This is a genomic window from Desulfitobacterium nosdiversum (genome assembly GCF_049860565.1).
Classification (GTDB): domain Bacteria; phylum Bacillota; class Desulfitobacteriia; order Desulfitobacteriales; family Desulfitobacteriaceae; genus Desulfitobacterium_A; species Desulfitobacterium_A nosdiversum.
In genome coordinates, this window is sequence record NZ_CP172056.1 from 2,469,994 (window position 1) to 2,485,294 (window position 15,301).

Annotated in this window: 17 protein-coding genes and 1 pseudogene; 16 read left to right on the plus strand and 2 right to left on the minus strand. The window is 40.3% G+C overall.

Features of this window, described 5'->3' with window-relative positions; all coding sequences use genetic code 11:
- Positions 1-52: 52 nt before the first annotated feature.
- The 5 genes from ACHOLT_RS12045 to tnpC all read left to right on the plus strand — a co-directional run bounded on the left by ACHOLT_RS12045 (position 53) and on the right by tnpC (position 6,088).
- Positions 53-2,221, plus strand: a complete 2,169-nt coding sequence (locus ACHOLT_RS12045; RefSeq protein ID WP_425808034.1) for an ATP-binding protein — start codon at positions 53-55, stop codon at positions 2,219-2,221.
- Positions 2,190-3,572, plus strand: a complete 1,383-nt coding sequence (locus ACHOLT_RS12050; RefSeq protein ID WP_425800941.1) for a sigma-54-dependent transcriptional regulator — start codon at positions 2,190-2,192, stop codon at positions 3,570-3,572. Before ACHOLT_RS12045 ends, ACHOLT_RS12050 begins: the two co-directional genes overlap by 32 nt.
- A 211-nt stretch (positions 3,573-3,783) precedes the next feature.
- A complete protein-coding gene (gene tnpA, locus ACHOLT_RS12055) occupies positions 3,784-4,077 on the plus strand; it encodes an IS66 family insertion sequence element accessory protein TnpA (RefSeq protein WP_425800943.1) in 294 nt (97 codons plus the stop codon).
- Positions 4,071-4,427, plus strand: a complete 357-nt coding sequence (tnpB, locus tag ACHOLT_RS12060; RefSeq protein WP_425800945.1) for an IS66 family insertion sequence element accessory protein TnpB — start codon at positions 4,071-4,073, stop codon at positions 4,425-4,427. Before tnpA ends, tnpB begins: the two co-directional genes overlap by 7 nt.
- 59 nt (positions 4,428-4,486) lie before the next feature.
- Entirely contained in the window at positions 4,487-6,088 is a 1,602-nt protein-coding gene (gene tnpC, locus ACHOLT_RS12065; RefSeq protein WP_425800947.1) for an IS66 family transposase, read from the plus strand.
- 90 nt (positions 6,089-6,178) lie between these two features.
- Here tnpC and ACHOLT_RS12070 read toward each other — a convergent pair whose 3' ends face one another.
- Positions 6,179-6,898, minus strand: coding sequence for a hypothetical protein (locus ACHOLT_RS12070; RefSeq protein WP_425800949.1), 720 nt, complete (start codon positions 6,896-6,898; stop codon positions 6,179-6,181).
- 61 nt (positions 6,899-6,959) lie between these two features.
- Here ACHOLT_RS12070 and ACHOLT_RS12075 point away from each other — a divergent pair, with 61 nt between their 5' ends.
- From ACHOLT_RS12075 to ACHOLT_RS12090, 4 genes and pseudogenes are all read left to right on the plus strand, one after another.
- A complete protein-coding gene (locus tag ACHOLT_RS12075) occupies positions 6,960-7,571 on the plus strand; it encodes a GNAT family N-acetyltransferase (protein WP_425800951.1) in 612 nt (203 codons plus the stop codon).
- An 18-nt stretch (positions 7,572-7,589) separates the two neighbouring features.
- Positions 7,590-8,384: a PhzF family phenazine biosynthesis protein gene (locus ACHOLT_RS12080; protein ID WP_425800953.1), complete on the plus strand. Its 795-nt coding sequence runs from the start codon at positions 7,590-7,592 to the stop codon at positions 8,382-8,384.
- Positions 8,385-8,448: 64 nt separating this feature from the next.
- On the plus strand, positions 8,449-8,883 hold the full coding sequence (locus ACHOLT_RS12085) for a GNAT family N-acetyltransferase (protein WP_425800955.1): 435 nt from the start codon (positions 8,449-8,451) through the stop codon (positions 8,881-8,883).
- A gap of 61 nt (positions 8,884-8,944) precedes the next feature.
- A pseudogene (locus tag ACHOLT_RS12090) lies at positions 8,945-9,076 on the plus strand (DUF5316 family protein); the annotation flags it as partial.
- 54 nt (positions 9,077-9,130) lie between these two features.
- Here the strand turns inward: ACHOLT_RS12090 and ACHOLT_RS12095 are convergent.
- A complete protein-coding gene (locus ACHOLT_RS12095; protein ID WP_425800957.1) occupies positions 9,131-10,087 on the minus strand; it encodes an NAD(P)-dependent oxidoreductase in 957 nt (318 codons plus the stop codon).
- Between the two features lie 89 nt (positions 10,088-10,176).
- On the opposite strand from ACHOLT_RS12095, the gene ACHOLT_RS12100 reads away from it, so the two are divergent.
- The 7 genes from ACHOLT_RS12100 to ACHOLT_RS12130 all read left to right on the plus strand — a co-directional run bounded on the left by ACHOLT_RS12100 (position 10,177) and on the right by ACHOLT_RS12130 (position 15,265).
- Positions 10,177-10,440 (plus strand): hypothetical protein, encoded by a 264-nt coding sequence (locus ACHOLT_RS12100; RefSeq protein WP_425800959.1) that lies wholly within the window; start codon positions 10,177-10,179, stop codon positions 10,438-10,440.
- Positions 10,441-10,469: 29 nt separating this feature from the next.
- Positions 10,470-11,417: a homocysteine S-methyltransferase family protein gene (locus ACHOLT_RS12105; RefSeq protein ID WP_425800961.1), complete on the plus strand. Its 948-nt coding sequence runs from the start codon at positions 10,470-10,472 to the stop codon at positions 11,415-11,417.
- Positions 11,418-11,439: 22 nt separating this feature from the next.
- Complete coding sequence (locus ACHOLT_RS12110; RefSeq protein ID WP_425800963.1) at positions 11,440-11,922, plus strand: hypothetical protein; 483 nt, start codon at positions 11,440-11,442, stop codon at positions 11,920-11,922.
- Between the two features lie 86 nt (positions 11,923-12,008).
- Positions 12,009-12,515: a hypothetical protein gene (locus tag ACHOLT_RS12115; protein WP_425800965.1), complete on the plus strand. Its 507-nt coding sequence runs from the start codon at positions 12,009-12,011 to the stop codon at positions 12,513-12,515.
- An 80-nt stretch (positions 12,516-12,595) separates the two neighbouring features.
- Entirely contained in the window at positions 12,596-13,132 is a 537-nt protein-coding gene (locus ACHOLT_RS12120; protein ID WP_425800967.1) for a GNAT family N-acetyltransferase, read from the plus strand.
- 232 nt (positions 13,133-13,364) lie between these two features.
- A complete protein-coding gene (locus ACHOLT_RS12125; protein WP_425800969.1) occupies positions 13,365-14,357 on the plus strand; it encodes a sodium:calcium antiporter in 993 nt (330 codons plus the stop codon).
- Between the two features lie 308 nt (positions 14,358-14,665).
- A complete protein-coding gene (locus ACHOLT_RS12130) occupies positions 14,666-15,265 on the plus strand; it encodes an NAD(P)H-dependent oxidoreductase subunit E (protein WP_425800971.1) in 600 nt (199 codons plus the stop codon).
- Positions 15,266-15,301: the final 36 nt, after the last annotated feature.

The window sequence follows — 15,301 nt, forward strand, 5'->3', positions numbered from 1 at the left end:
AGATGTTCGTGCTACACTATAAATAAAAAGAATAGTGGAAGGAGGTCGAATGATGGGAATAAGCTCGATTCCTTGGTGGATGCGTATAAAAGTCCATTTTCTCTTATTTGGAGTCACCATGTCGATTCTTCCGTTGTTCTTTCTTGGCTATTTAGGGTTTACGTCTATACGCCAAAATTTAGAAGAAAATATTTATGCTCATAACTACGAGCAGGTAACTGGGATTGCAAATCAAGTACAAAATACCTTTATCAATGTTGAAAAGAGTTTACTCCTCACGACAGTAATGCAGGCGGATAATCTTGTCGGAGACAATGAAGCTTTACGCCAAAATATCCTAAAAACCCTGCTTGAGAAAGAACCCATTATAAAAGAAATACAAGTCCTGGATAAAAATCTAAAGATAATTGATCGATCCGCACGACAAGATGATCTTTCTTTTGATGGACCAGAGCTTAAAATCGAAAATAATTTATGGACTGGAAAGTCCTCGCAAATAAGTGATGTGTATTTTTCGCAGGATGGAAGTTCGGTTGTCTATTATACGGTGGGTATCCAAGACCCCGCAACACATGAACAGTTGGGATATTTGCAATCAAAAATCGACTTAAAGGAAATTATCAATATTTTTGCGAATATACAATTGGATCAGGGAGAATATATATTTTTAACTGACCATGCGGGAAATCTAATTGGATATACTCCCGCAAATTATTCTTTAAAAGGCGGTGACATTACCAACAATCCTGGTGTCAGGGGATTCATCGCGGGGGAGCCGTTTTCCTCGGGAAGCGAGCATAAAAATCAAAACGGTGTAAAAATGATCGGTGCCTATCACTCCATAGGTACACCGAATTGGGCAGTATTTATCGAACAACCGGCTAAAGAGGCGAGTAAACCTATTTATGACTTCGCGTTTCGTCTTTTGATAATTGCAATTTTAATCATGACCCTTGTCATGATTTTAAGTATATCGTTTGGCTTAAAAGTCGTTCATCCCATTGAAAATTTAGAAGGTCAGGTCAGACAAATCATTTCTACGGGAAACTTAGAATCTCATATTCCTATTGAGAGTTGGGATGAAATTGGAAGGCTAGTCCAATCTTTTAATCTATTATTAAACTCATTGAATCAAAAGAATGAAGACCTAAGAGACGAAAAAGAACTTCTAACCACAGTGGTTGATGGGATTGGCGCAGGGATGATCCTACTAAATCCCGAAAAGAAAATCATTTGGTGGAATACGAAGTTTGCAGATTGGTTTGGAAACCAACTGGAAAATATCGCATTTGATCTAATTGTTCACGGAGAAGGAGTGGAGGGCTTTTGCCCCGAAAATGGCCGTAATATAACTGTTTCGATGAATGATGAACGCCGCCATTTTCGTAAAATGTACTACAAACTATCGCCGGATAATCCCGAGAATGCGGCTTATCTTTTACTGCTTGAGGATGTTACCCAAGAAGTTGAATTAGAAGCGCATATCATTGAGACAGATAAAATGGCGGCGGTGGGGCTTTTGGCTTCAGGAGTGGCCCATGAAATTAACAATCCATTAGCGATTGTTGCTGCTCATAGTGAAGAGCTAATGGATCGTTTGAATGAAGAAGAGCCTGGGCCAAGTCGGGAGGAAGTTAAGCATGGCTTTAAAATTGTTTTAGAGCAAATATCTCGGTGCAAGCAAATTACAGATCGCTTACTGAGCTATACCCGTAAACGAAATGATGGGCTGGATCTTATTGATCTTAAGGCAGCCAGCGAAAAGTCACTCGGGCTTTTAGGACATCAGATGAAACAAAAGCATGTTTCCATTGAGGTTGATTTGAAAAACGGGCTCTTGGTTCAGGGTAATGAAAATGAATGGCAGCAGGTTATGCTTAATTTGATCAGCAATGCTTTAGATGCTTCACCTGAGGAAGGGAGAATTGAGGTTAAGGGGTGGCATGATGAGGAAAATGTTTATTATACCATCAAAGACTTTGGCGAAGGCATTCCTCAACACAATTTAAAGAAAGTGCTCGATCCTTTTTTTACAACAAAATCAATCGGAAAAGGAACCGGATTAGGGTTATATGTAAGCTACGGAATTATTCAAAAGATGCAAGGCAATATGACATTAGAAAGTATGGAAGGCCAAGGGACACTCGTAAAGATAACCTTGCCTCGCCATAAGGTAGGAGACTTAAGCTATGAAGCAATGTCAAAAGATTTTAATTGTTGATGATGAAGACGCTTTGCGTGAGATTATTGCCCAGCGATTAAAACGTAAAGGCTATGAAATCTTGGAGGCAGGAACGTCTAAGCAAGCTTTAGCCCATATTCGAGATCATTTACTGGATGCGGTTTTGTTAGATATCAAGCTTCCTGATGGGGACGGGCTTATCCTTTTACCGAAAATTAAACAACTCCAGCCGGATCTTCAAGTCGTTATGTTAACTGGAAATGGAACAATTGAGTCTGCGATTGAAGCCATGAAACAAGGGGCATTTGATTACCTGACCAAACCCTGTAATTTGTCCGAACTCGAAATCACACTGCAAAAAGCTTCGGAACAAAGGAAGTTAGTCCTGGAAAATACAGGACTGAGACAAGTTGTTAACCGCCAAATTCCTGAGTGTAAAATTATAGCGGAGAGTCCGCTGATGCGTTCGCTTCTGGAAATGACTCGGAAGGTTGCCCAGACTGATACCTCCGTTCTCATACAGGGTGAAAGCGGCGTAGGAAAAGAATTGGTGGCTAAAGCAATTCATCTCTGGAGCACACGGTTTAATCGGCCCTTTATTCCGGTTAATGCTGGTGCAATACCTGAAGCTTTAATCGAGAGCGAACTGTTTGGACATGAAAAAGGAGCGTTTACCGGAGCCGGTGCTCAAAAGGTTGGTTTAGTTGAAATAGCGGATAATGGGACTCTTTTTCTTGACGAAATCGGTGAAATGCCTCTGTTTTTTCAAGTAAAGCTTTTACGCTTTTTAGAAAGCAGAGAATTCCGGCGTGTAGGAGATACTCGGCTGCGCCGGGTTGATGTTCGAATTGTTGCCGCAACGAATCGAGATCTTCGAAGCGAAATTAATCAGGGCCGTTTTCGTGAAGATTTATTTTATCGTTTAAATGGCTTAACCTTGACTGTTCCCTCATTGCGTGAACGGTGCGAGGATATTATTCCGCTTGCGGAATTTTTTCTGAATAAAAGCGACAAGTTGTCGGCCAAAGATTATATTTTATTGCCCGAAACGAAGGAACAATTGCTGTCTTATGATTTTCCGGGAAATGTACGTGAACTTTTACATCTTATTGAACGCGGCAAGATTCTGGCTAACCAGGGAAAGATTAGACCTGCAGATATTTGGCCGGAAAAATTGGGGCAAGTATCTAAATCCGCTTCAAAGTCAGAAAATGGTTTTGGTGATTTATTCTCAGATAATCATCAACCATCCCTTGAAGAACTCGAAAAATATTACATTTTATCAACGATGAATCGGGCAAAGGGCAATAAGACACAAGCGGCAAACATATTAGGGATCAGTGTTCGAAATCTGTATCGAAAATTGCAGAGTTACGGAGTAAATGTTTAGCACCATTAGAAACTAAAGAGGCCTTTAAAGGCCTCTTTAAAATTTCAGGTGTAAGCGTAAACTATGGCGACGGATTGTCAGCGAATCGGTAGAATGAGAAAATATTCCAAAGTGTCTGAGTGTCACTAAAAGAGTCTAAGGGAGATACTCAGATAGAAAGGGAGTGTCTCAAATGGAGCAGAGCCTGCAAGCCTTAAGCGCGAACCAGCGCATGGCCGAATGGAGCGAGCGGATCTCATCTTGCCGGAACAGCGGAATAAGCGTCAAACAATGGTGTCAGGAACACGGGATTGTGGAGAAAACATATTATTATTGGCAGCGCCGTGTGTTTCAGGCATTGACTGCGCAGCAGGAGCCATACTTTGCCAGAGTTCCTTTAGAACGCCCAAATGGCCGACAGGAAGTTGCGGTAACTGTGCGCATAGGAAATGCGGAAGCCGATATCTACACCGGCGCTGATGCGGCAACAATTGAGGCAATCTGCCGCGCGTTGAAGTCATGCTAAATGATTTTGCCGGAGCTGACTTCATCTATATTGCCTGCGGGTACACCGATCTCCGATGTGGGATTGATGGTCTTGCCAGCATTGTCCAGCAAAGGTTCCAGCTGGATCCGTTCACCAACACCCTGTTTCTGTTTTGCGGACGCCGCTGTGACCGGATAAAGGCTCTATATTGGGAAGGCAATGGGTTTGTTCTCCTGTACAAGCGGCTTGAAAACGGCAGGTTCCAGTGGCCGCGTAGTGCCGCCGAAGCGAAGGCACTTACCCCTCAGCAGTACCGGTGGCTCATGGAAGGCTTAAACGTGGAGCAGCCCAAAGCGCACCGGCCGGCAGTAGGCTTGAGTATAGTCTAAAAACGCCGGAACCATTGAAAACACTGGAGAATCGGCATGTTTTATGGTATAATTTAATCATGAAAAATGTGCCAAAAGATGAAACAAATAACGCTGAAATGATCACCATTTCACGTTCGGAATATGAAGCCCTTAAGGAGCAGACCTCAGAGCAAAGCCGACAGATCGAGTGGCTTATGCAGCAGATACGCCTGGGCCAGAAAAAACGCTTTGGATCTTCCTCTGAGAGAATGCAGGAAGAAGTCATGGAGCAATTAAGCCTTCTGTTTAACGAGGCGGAAGCGTATACCCAAGCTGAACAGCCGGAGAAAACAGAGGTTGCCGCCCATACCCGCAAAAAGCGATCGGGAAGCCTTGAGGAAATCCTGCCGGACAATGTTCCCGTTGAAGTGGTTGAGCATCGTCTGCCGGAGGAAGAACGGATCTGCTCCGCCTGTGACACGGTCATGCAGGAAATTGGCAAGGAAGTCCGCCGTACGCTGGTGATTGTTCCGGCGCAGGTGAAAATCCGCGAGGATTGGTATTTCAGCTATGCCTGCCAGACCTGCAAAGCAGAGGCTTTGGAAACCCCTGTGTTAAAAACACAGAAAGATAAACCTGTCATTTCCGGAAGCTTTGCATCCCCGGAAGCGATAGCCCACATCATGACCCAGAAATTCGTGATGGGTTCTCCTCTTTACCGGCAGGAACAAGAACTGAACCGAAGTGGCGTGATGTTGTCCCGCCAGACCATGTCCAGCTGGATCTTAAGAGCAGCCGAAGACTGGTTGAAGCCTGTGTACGACCAACTGCACAGACAACTGGTGCAGCGCAGTGTTCTTCACGCAGACGAAACCACCCTGCAGGTATTGCGGGAACCTGGCAAAACGGCACAAGCCAAAAGCTATATGTGGTTGTACAGAACTGGCGGGGATACAGGACAGCCGATCGTGCTTTATGAATACAGACCGGATCGGAAAGCTGAAAATCCAAAGAGGTTTTTGGAAGGATTCTCCGGATACCTGCACGCGGACGGCTACCAGGGCTATTACACACTGCCGGAAAACATCACAGTAGTTGGTTGCTGGGCCCATGCGCGGCGCAAATTTGATGAGGCAGTCAACTCCTTGCCGAAATCCGAGCAAAAAGAATCTTCCGCAATCGTTGGGCAGCAATACTGCAGCAAGCTATTTGCAATTGAGGAAAAGCTCAAAGATCTTTCCACGGAAGAACGATATACTAAGCGGCTGGAGCTGGAAAAACCGGTTCTGGATGCTTTTTTGGCATGGGCACAGACGAAAAAGGCAGCCCCGAAGTCTGCTCTGGGAAAAGCTTTGCATTATCTGCAGGAACAGTGGCCACATCTTACCCAGTATCTGAAGGACGGTCGATTGGAGCTCTCTAACAACCGGGCAGAACGGAGCATTAAACCGTTTGTCATGGGCCGCAAAAACTTTCTGTTTGCGAATACCCCAAACGGTGCACAAGGCAGCGCGGTGATGTTCAGCCTAATTGGAACTGCCAAGGAAAACAACCTGGATCCGTACCGGTATCTGGTCTATGTCTTGACCACTGCGCCCAATCTGGATCAGACACAACAGGACTGGGTAACTCAGCTGTTGCCGGAAAATGCTCCGGAGCAGTGCCGAGTACCGCATTCACAACGCAAATGTGAAGAATGATTTTTATACGACGCGAGCCTGCTGGTTCTCAGTGGGCTCCTTTTATTACGCCTGTGGAGTTTACGCTTACTTTCAGGTTAAGATTAACGTTTAAAAGGATAGAACTAAATCATGGGGACCAGGAGATTTTTCGCCCGAATAGGTTCCTTTTCCATTTTCATAAAGGAGTTTTCCTTCAAATACTTCATATAATAGCTGTTGATGAAAGATTTTCCACTCTTCATTTTCCCAAAGCAAACGAAACTGATAAGTTCGAGTGTAAGATGGAGTTCCGCGATTTACAGCATCAACAATCATGATAAGTTCAGGTTTGTTTTCAAAAGTGGAAGTCTTATATGATGATGTATAAAGTATCGCTGATTTATAGGAATCCTTATAAATATTTTTAGGGTTTAAAATTGAATCTTTGGATAAGAAGGAAAGGGCATTCTTCTTATTATTGATAGCTTTATAATAGTTGCTTAGGAGATCAGACACTTGATGAGTTAATTCATCATTTTCCTTTGGGTCGATCCTAAGAGAAGCAGAATCTTGGCTTTCCTGGGGTATATCAACTTGATAAGAAATTAAGGGCTTCTCATTTTTAACCTTAATCACGTTAGCTTGGTCCCCAGGAACGGATAGCTTAATTTTATCATTATTTGTCTTCTGCGTTTGGGGTTTCTCGTTTATATACACCGTTAGATTCTCTGGGACACCAGTTGTATCAAGTGTGATAGTTTTGCCGGAGCTCTTTGGCAATGCGTTAGAAGAACAGCCGGCGAGAAGGAGACAAAGAAAGATAGCCGCAACGTCATTATGTAATCGCATTTAAAATCCCCCTGTTATTGTAACAACCCCTTTACCTATTCGTTTCTCATCAGGTTTTTCAGTGGGTTTTTATTTAAATGAATCGCAATCCATAAGTTATATAAGAAGAAATAAAGGATATTTATGGTTGAACTGGAATTACTTAAAGTTAAAGATATATTTTAACCACGCAGAAAGGAAGAAGAATGTGATAACAATAGAACCTCTAGATGATAACAATATTCCTAAATTACAAGAGTTATTGATGAGGTGTTCAGACTACCTTGTGTTTCAGGATGGTGAACCCGTTAAAGTGGATGCTGCTAAAAATTTGCTGATTTCAAAACCGAATAATGTATCGATCAACAACAAGAAAGTACTTGGAATTTACATGAGCCGGGATCATTCTTTAGTTGGGGTTATAGATATTGTGATGTGTTATGCTGGCCCAGACATCTTAACTCTAGGATTGTTAGTTATTGAACCGGCAATGAGAAGGAATGGAATTGGAGAAAAGGCAGAAAAACTATTGGAGAATTGGGCTCGCAGCAATAACTTCTCTCAGATAAGGTTAGGCGTTTTATTTGGAAACGATAAAGGACTTAGATTTTGGCATAAGCTAGGTTATAAAGAAACAGGCGAAATCAAACCTTTTCTATTTCATAAGTTTAGAGTATTGGTGAAAGCAATTTAGATCATGGGGGGAGAAAGTATGAGGCCTTTAAAGATTTATCAGGTAGATGCCTTTACGGATAAGCCTTTTTCGGGGAATCCAGCTGCGATATGTGTATTAGATTCACGGGGTGATGCCGACTGGATGCAGATGGTTGCCCAGGAAATGAATCTATCAGAAACTGCTTTTTTATATAAAGAAGCTGATGGTTATAACTTACGTTGGTTTACTCCAACGGTTGAAGAAGAGCTTTGTGGCCATGCTACACTGGCAAGTGCGCATATCCTGTGGCAAGAGGGATATATAAACAAAGATCAAGCTGTTAAGTTTTATACTAGAAGCGGACTACTCACTGCTGCAAAACGAGACGGCTGGATTGAATTGAACTTTCCGCAAGAACAAGATACAGAGATTATGGCTCCGAAAAACCTCTTACAAGCACTAGGTATTGAAGCTAAATATATAGGTAAAAATCGTCTTGATTATATTGTCGAGGTTGAATCGGAAATGATGGTTAGAGCTATTGAACCTAATTTAGCGTTGCTTGCTACAGTATCAGCTAGAGGAGTAATTGTAACAAGTGTCTCAGATGACAAGGAATTTGACTTCGTATCAAGGTTTTTTGCACCTAGAGATGGTATTCTTGAAGATCCAGTCACTGGCTCTGCCCATTGTTGTTTGGGACCCTACTGGATGCAACGGCTTGGTAAAAGTGAGTTAATGGCCTACCAGGCATCAAAGCGAGGCGGGATAGTAAAGGTTCAAGTCACTGGCGATCGCGTTTTACTAGGAGGGCGAGCTGTCACCTTATTTAAGGGCGATTTGTTAGTTTAGATGCCATATGTAAGTATTTTGGCATCTTCTTCAGAATATTCGTTTAGGGAAGGTGTGAGAATTCTTGCTTACTATACTAGAAGCAGCAAATGCTGATTTGGAAGAACTAGCCCAACTCTATGAAGAATTAATGGGTAAAGAAACAGATCTTTGCAAGATGAAAGAGAATTTCGAACGGATGGAGGCAAATCCGAATTATATCGTATTGACGGCTAAAGAGGATAACATGATCGTTGGATCGGTGATGGGAATTATTTGTCTTGACCTAGTATATAAATGCAAGCCATTTATGGTCATTGAAAATGTTATTGTGAAAAGTACTTCGCGCGGAAAAGGCATTGGGGCAAGGCTAATGAAAGAAATAGAGGAAATAGGGCGTAAGAAGGAGTGCTATTATACAATGCTGGTGTCTGGAGGGCATAGAAAGGAAGCTCATCAATTCTACCACGCTATTGGTTATGATTTAGATTTAGTTAAAGGATTTAAGAAGTATCTATAAATCCTATACTACCTTAATCTCTTTTCTTATTTCAGGCTTGTTAACGTAGGCATTTAATAGCGGTGATAGAATAAGAGCAAATTGGACTCATGAAGACAGTGAAGATCAAGATTATCGTCAAAAGAGAGCCTCTCAATTGTTTCTATTTGGATTGCCAAACTTAGCGGGTGCAATATTATATTTAGTTTTTTAGATTTAGCAACAGGCGCACGAATCCTAATGACATTTTCCTTTAACCTAAAAAACTTTAAATTACAACATTGATCGGATTACCTTCTGTAAACGCTTTTATATCATCTGCTATTAGATTGATCAGCCTCTGCCTGGATTCTATACATCTCCAACCAATGTGCGGCGTAAGGATTACATTATCCATGTCAAATAGGGGATTATCCAGTTCTGGCGGTTCCTGTTCCTGAACATCTAAGGCTGCGCCGGCAATTGTTTTGTTTTGCAAAGCTTCAATTAAATCCGTTTCTTTAATAATCGGTCCTCTTGAAGTATTGATAAGATATGCAGATGGCTTCATCAGCTTCAGTGTTTCTCTATTGATAAGGTGCTTTGTTTCTGGGGTTAGGGGACAATGAATGCTGACAAAATCACTTTTTTTAAGCAACTCTTCAAGGGTCACCGATTGAATATTTGAATCTTCCCATTTCTTTGGAGTCCTGCTATATACTAAGATATTCATTCCGAGACTTCGGGCTATTTTCATGACTTGACCGCCGATTCCCCCTGAACCAATAAGTCCTAGTGTCTTGCCCAGCAGTTCAAAGTGGGGGACATTGAGGTATTGAGTAAAGTTATCGTAATTTTTCTGTTTAAGCATATTTTGCTGAACAATCATGCTTGAACTAAACGATAGTATAAAGGTCATGGCAAGTTGAGCTACAGCTTCAGAGCTGTAACCGGGTATATTGCAGACAGTGATATTTTTTTCTTTCGCGGCTTTGAGATCAATATTGTTATATCCAGTACCTGCCTCACAAATGAGCTTTACCGATGAAGGAAATTGAGCAATTAAGTCTCTTCCCATAGGTAATTCTTTAGTAATAATAATATTTTGATCTTTTATTCTTTTTAAAATTTCCTCATCACTGCTTGAATCATAATTAGTTAGATTAGTGACTTGAGTTATTGACTCAAAATTAAGTTTTTTGTCAAAGTCAACCTTTTGTGAATTTAAAAACACCGTATTAAGCATATTAACCTCCTTAATATTTTTCAGAGTTTCATTGTAATCTTAACATAAAACTCGTCTATAACAAGCTAATAAAAAATAGGAGTGATTAAATGTCAGATTTCGTAGAACGTTTTAAAAAAGGCGCAAAAGCTCTTACGGATGCTCTTGGTCCAGGTCAATATGAAGTTGCAAATATTAAAGTGATCTGTCCTCATTGTAAAAATGATGTCTTTGAGGAGGGATCCGCACAGCTAAATACAGCAGGTGCTACATTTTTAAATCTGGATTGGTTAAATAAATCAGCAGTTGTTCTAGTTTGTACTAGGTGTGGATTGATCCAATGGTTTGGAGAGTCAGTTGATAAGATAGATTAAGATAAGCATTAAAATGGGAAGTGTGATTTATGGATTTTGCAAGTGCTTTTAATACATCTAAATTATTTTTTACAGAAGGAGCTGTTGTGGAGCGGCTCCGGCGAGAATATAAAGTTCAGCTTGATCAGCACATTGTTCATTCTGGTCTTATTTATGATCCCAAAAGAAGGCTTATTCTTCGTGATATTTACAAGCAGTACATTGATATTGTGCGTAAAACGGATATTCCTATGTTGATCTTTACTCCAACACGACGTGCAAACCCAGAACAGATAATCCAATCTGGTTTGAAGAATTGTGATGTAAATGGGGATTGTGCCCGCCTCCTTATGGATATTCGCAGTGAATATCATGATTATTCAAAGCGAATCTTTATCGGAGGTTTAATGGGTTGTAGAGGAGATGCATATAAGGCCGAAGAGGCATTATCTTCTGAAGATGCACTGATTTTTCATCAAGAGCAAGCTTATGCATTAGCTGATGCGGGAGTAGATTTTCTTTGCGGAACAACCCTTCCTGCGCTGTCAGAGGCAAATGGGCTTGCACAGGCAATGGCAGAGACAGGAAAACCATACATTCTTAGTTTTGTAATTCATGCCGATGGAACATTGCTTGACGGAAACTCTCTTCATGAAACAATTACGAAAATAGACCAGCTTTCCTTTCCAAAACCTTTGTTCTATATGACTAATTGCATTCACCCATCCGTTGTTTTAAAAGCTATTGAAAACAATGGAAATTATACAAAGACCGTTAAACAACGTTTGAAGGGTATTCAAGCAAATACATCATCTAAAAGTCCGGAGGAATTAAACGGTTCGGCTGTGCTGGAATCCGAAGATATTGTAACCTTAGTTAATGAAATGGCTTCCTTACATCATAATCATCAGTTTAAAGTACTGGGAGGTTGCTGCGGAACTGATGAACGTCATATCCAAGGACTAGTTGATTTATTAAAGTTAAGTGTTGATACTTAGTTTTAAAAAAGGAATGAAGCTTATGAACGAACATTTATTCAAGATGATTTTTTACTTCGAAACAGACGCTATAAGTGAATTTGATGTCATTCAATGGGCTATGAACCAATACGTGAACGGAAATAATACGGAATCAATGATGCAGTTAGCTTCAATAACAAAAAATGATAAGGACAAAGTTAGAACTTTGCTGGAACAATCTCTTAAAGACTTAGGATTTGATTATCCGTCAAAGCAGTCCCTTGGTTTTTATCGAGCAAAGTTAGTTTCTCATGAAATAATAAAAGGTAAATTACTTCCTGAAAGGGGATGCCGAATAATCGGGAGGATAGGTTCCAACCTTGAATGGCCAGTTATTTTGAAGGAGTTCGGATTGTTAAATAAACAGTTAACCGATCACGAAAATATGCAGCTTACACAAGAGGAATTATCAAAGGCGATTTTATCTTCTGCCAATAAATTGATAGACAATGTTAATGCGTATTTAAATCTTAAAGACAAGTGAGAGAAACAATTGATTATTAATTTTGGTACCGGACGATTGAATAATATAAAGGGAACTACTGATTTTACTGAAGCTTAGGGGGATATATGTTAAAACAAGTAAACCAATATGGAAAAACGTTTATAATGATATTAGTTCCTCTTTACATTATTTCTTTCTATTTGTATACAACACGACCACTTGATCTATATCGTTTAATCCCCCAAAGGGCTATTAGAGAGATTCATATTCTTACAACGTTATCTTCCCCGAATGGAAATAACGATATTTCGGGAGAGTTGAAGTTAAGTAATAAACAGCAAATCGATCAGATTATTGATATCCTTAATAAATATAAATACACTAAGATTTTTAAGCTTTATCTTAGCAATACGGTACCTGCTTTTCCATCAGACGGTACGATACACATCTTCATTCGATATTCTGGAGAAGAGAGCCCGCTAAAAGAACAATATATATTCGTGAATTCTGAAAACGATGTGGTGATTAGAAATCAGCAAAGAAAAGATATTGAATATAAGATTGCGAAGAGTGATCAGAAGATTTTTGATGAACTATTAAGTTGTCTTAGGCAAATAGATACAGAAAGATGAGTTTATTAAGGCGGGAATCATTAATTGAGGGGGAGATACGAGTAATTGCTGAATTTCTGTTTTCGGAAGGATGGAGAAAGTTGAAATATTCCAAACTAAAAAGTGGACAAATACTTGTAATCCGAGAGGCACAGAAAGAAGATGCGCCTAAAATCCTTGATTACATTGATAAAGTCAGTAAAGAATCAGATAATCTAACCTTTGGAGAAGGCGAGTTCGGAATTACTCTAGAAAAGGAAGCAGAATTAATAGAAGAAATATTTAAATCAAATAGCCAGCTTATGATATGTGCTTTTATAGATGATCAACTGATCGGACAATTAGTATTCAGAGCGGGTTCCAGACCTCGGATTAGGCATTCGGGGGAGTTTGGAATCACAGTTCTGAAGGAATATTGGGGGATGGGAATTGGCAAAGAACTGTTGAGCTACCTCATTGCATGGGCCAAAGAGACACAAATTATACGAAAGATCAATTTGAAGGTTCGAAGCGATAATCTAAAGGCGATCGGATTGTATACGAAGATAGGTTTTATTTCCGAGGGAACAATGACGCGAGAGATGTTTATCAATGGTCAGTTTTATAGCTCTATCCATATGGGGATGGAGATTAATTAAGAAATTTGTTGTCGATGTGACAAAGGACATTAGAGAAGCTTCGCACTTTGTACCAAATGTTGACTTTACCCTCTTGTTTTGCTAAACTTGAATCTGCAAAAGGGGAGTAGTTTTTAAATAGTGTCAACATACTGGCTTGGAGCCTGGCACTATTTCGTGTTTTGCGTGGCGAGACCTTTAGCGTATTTTGACATACGCTAAAGGTCTTTTATATTTTTAGGGAGGACTGTTAATGTTACTTACGTCTTCAATATTAATTATTTCTGCAGTGGTTATTTATCTCAGTTGCGAATTATTTGTTAACGGTGTAGAGTGGCTGGGTTCAAGTTTTAACATTTCCAAAAATGCAGTGGGTACAATTCTAGCGGCATTTGGTACGGCCCTTCCTGAAAGCGTCGTAACTTTTGTCGCGGTAGTATTTGGAACTAATGCAGCTCAAAAGGATATTGGAGTCGGGGCAGCATTGGGTGGTCCTCTCGTCTTGAGCACGATCGCATATTCAATTGTGGGTGTAGCCCTTATACTTTTTAGAAAAAAGCGTGTTATGGGTACTGAAATCTCGTTAAAGCACAGTAATCTCGGACGAGACCAGATATGGTTTCTTGGCATTTTTATTTTCAAATTCATTTTAGGGTTCATTACCTTTACTGGAAAAGCTTTAACTGGCTTCTTATTCCTTGCGGCATATGCTTTCTATGTCTATACCGAGATGAAGCCTAACAGCCAGACGGAAGAAGAAGAATTGGAACCCTTAAAATTCCGACCAAAGGACTCTAGTCCGAGTAATAGCTGGATTTTATTACAGACCCTCTTTTCACTAGCGATTATTTGTATTTCGTCTCAAATATTTGTTAAACAACTCGATCATCTTAGTTTATCTCTAGGTATTGCGCCGCATATTATTGCCTTGTTCTTAAGCCCTATTGCAACTGAACTTCCCGAAATATTGAACGCTTTAATTTGGGTAAGACAAGGGAAAGAACGATTAGCATTAGCTAATATCAGTGGCGCAATGATGATTCAAGCGACTGTACCAAGCGCGTTAGGTATTTTCTTTACACCATGGAAATTTGATACCTATCTAGGAATTGCCGGAATTGTAACTATGGTTTCTATATTATTTCTTTGGGTAACCTTACAAAGGCATAAACTTTCTGCTATAAGACTAACACTGGCCTCTTCTTTTTACCTTCTGTTTGTTTTCGCGGCGATTTTAAGTAAGTAGAGAATTTGAGTTGCATTATTTTAGAAGAGGAAAACTTATAAGAGTTCCATTTACAATACGGCATAGCATGAGAGGAAGACCAATAATGGTCTTCCTCTCTGTATTCCTGTTCCTTTTGACTAAAATTCCAGGTGAGATTTTGTATTATGATTACCCGTGAGAAAGTTGATGCAAATTTAAACGCGATTCGTTGTTTTGAGCTACTTAAGGAACCCGTTATGTTTTTCTGACATACGTCTTTATTTTCAGGATAATTCAAATCAAATTGGTTCAAGCTAAATTCGAATTTAAGGCATTCGGAGGCAATTATGCTAAACGAAGAAATAAACGTGGATCAACCGACGGTTGAACATCCTACTGAGGGGCTTAGAGGATTTGAGCCTGAAATTCAGGAAAGGCCTGAGGGGAATTGTTGCTGTGATTCTCCAAAGGAGCAAGATCCTCTATATCGGAAGCTTGATGAATTTATTGAGAGCGTTTCCGATGAGGATGGGGTGCTTATCCGTGTCCTGCACTATGCACAGAATGTATTTGGTTATCTTCCGAGGGAGGTTCAAATCCATATTGGCAAGAGACTCGGTAAATCCTTAGCCGAAGTGTATGGAGTAGTGAGCTTTTATCATTATTTTACAACGGAGCAAAAAGCGGATTACACGATTGAAGCCTGTATGGGTACGGCCTGTTATGTCAAGGGAGCATCAGCGATTATTTCAGAATTGGAAAAAGAGCTGGGAATTAAAGCCGGTCAAATGACAAAAGATCACCACTTTGGTCTTAAAGTTTCGCGTTGTATCGGGGCCTGTGGCTTAGCTCCGGTCATGGTTATTGGAAAGGATATTCATGGCCGCCTGACACCGGAAATGATTCCAGAAATACTGAAACGCTATGAAAAGCCTAAGGAATCTTAGGTGAATTGATATTCTAAATATAAGAATTTCGAGTAC